The 1,838-nt window shown below is 67.8% G+C and carries 1 protein-coding gene; it reads left to right on the forward strand.

The features are described 5' to 3' along the window. Positions 1 to 452 precede the first annotated feature (452 nt). Positions 453 to 1,775, forward strand: a complete 1,323-nt coding sequence (locus tag ACFWGJ_RS43505; RefSeq protein ID WP_387334515.1) for an ABC transporter substrate-binding protein — start codon at positions 453 to 455, stop codon at positions 1,773 to 1,775. The last annotated feature ends 63 nt before the right edge of the window (positions 1,776 to 1,838 follow it).

Genomic DNA, 1,838 nt, shown 5'->3' on the forward strand with positions numbered 1-1,838 from the left:
CCCCTCGGGGCGGGCTTCGCCCCGCCCTCGGATGCGGGGGCGCAGCCCCGCTTTCAGGGGCGCGGGGAACTGCGCGACGAGCCCCCACCGGACCCGCGGCCAGAACGCAAGCCCACCGCAGGGGCCCAGGGCCCGCCCGGAGACCACCCCGACCCACTCCGAAGCCGATCCGGAGCCTGCCCGAAGCCGTCCCGCAACCGTCGGAGACCTACTCTCGCCGTCTCCGCCGGCGTTAGCTAACAGCCCGATAACTGAAGACACGTCTCTGCGTCCTCTCCCTTGACACCCCCGCGCCGAGCGACGAACCTTCAACACATCACCTGTGGGAGCGCTCCCACAGTACCTGACACATACACATCCCGCACGTTCCCCGCCCGAGCCGCAGCATGAACTAACGGGCCCAACAACGCAGTTGGCCGGGGGGTCGGCACGTCAGGCAACAGGAGGACGCAATGCGCACGAGTACCCGCGGGTCCCGCAGGCTGATGGCCCTCGCGGCCGTGGCCGCGCTGACGACGGGGCTGCTCGCCGGCTGCGCCGAGGACTCGGACGACGGGTCGTCGGACTCGGACGGCGGCAGCGGCGGTGGCAAGACCACGCTGACCATCGGCACTTTCGGGGTCTTCGGCTACAAGCAGGCCGGCCTCTACGACGAGTACATGAAGCAGAACCCCGACATCACGATCAAGGAGAACGTCACCACCCGTACGGACGTCTACTGGCCGAAGACACTCACCCGTCTGCAGGCCGGTTCGGGTACGGACGACATCCAGGCGATCGAGGTCGGCAACATCGCCGAGGCGGTCCAGACGCAGGGCGACAAGTTCGTCGACCTCGGCAAGGACGTCGACAAGTCCCAGTGGCTGGACTGGAAGACCGCTCAGGCCACCACCAAGGACGGCAAGACCATCGGCCTCGGCACCGACATCGGTCCGATGGCGGTCTGCTACCGCAAGGACCTCTTCAAGGCGGCGGGCCTGGAGACGGACCGCGTCAAGCTCGCCGAGCAGTGGAAGGGCGACTGGTCGAAGTACGTCGACGTCGGCAAGGACTACATGAAGAAGGCGCCCAAGGGCACCAAGTTCGTGGACTCCGCCGCCTCGGTCTACAACGCGGCGCTCGGTGGCGAGAGCGAGCGGTACTACGACAAGGACGGCAACGTCATCTGGGACAAGTCCTCCGGTGTGGAGAAGGCCTGGGACGCCTCGATGGAGGTGGCCACCAGCAACATGTCGGCGAAGCTGAAGCAGTTCGACAAGCCGTGGGACCAGGCCTTCGCCAACGGCGGCTTCGCGACAGTGGCATGCCCCGCGTGGATGCTGGGCTACATCCAGGAGAAGTCCGGTGACGCCGGCGAGGGCAAGTGGGACGTGGCGGCGGCGCCCACCGCGGCCAACTGGGGCGGCTCGTTCATCGGTGTGCCCACGGCGGGCAAGCACCAGAAGGAGGCCATCAAGCTGGCGAAGTGGCTGACCGCCCCCGAGCAGCAGGCGAAGGTCTTCGGCAAGCAGGCGAGCTTCCCGTCCACCCCGTCGGCGTACGCGAGCCTGAAGCCGCAGGCCGCCACCACGACGTTCTTCTCGGACGCGCCGATCACGCAGATCTTCTCCGACTCGGCCAAGACCATCCCGACGCAGATCTTCGGCGTCAAGGACCAGCCGATCAACACCGCCATCTCCGACATCGGCATCCTCCAGGTCGAGCAGAAGGGCAAGACCCCGGACCAGGGCTGGGACGCTGCCACCAAGGAGATCAAGGACGTGCTCGGCCAGTGACCAGCTCCAAGCAGGCTCTCGCGCGAACCGCGCCGAGCGCCGACGCCGCGCCCGGCTCCCAGC

Source organism: Streptomyces sp. NPDC060205, from assembly GCF_042728395.1.
Taxonomy (GTDB): domain Bacteria; phylum Actinomycetota; class Actinomycetes; order Streptomycetales; family Streptomycetaceae; genus Streptomyces.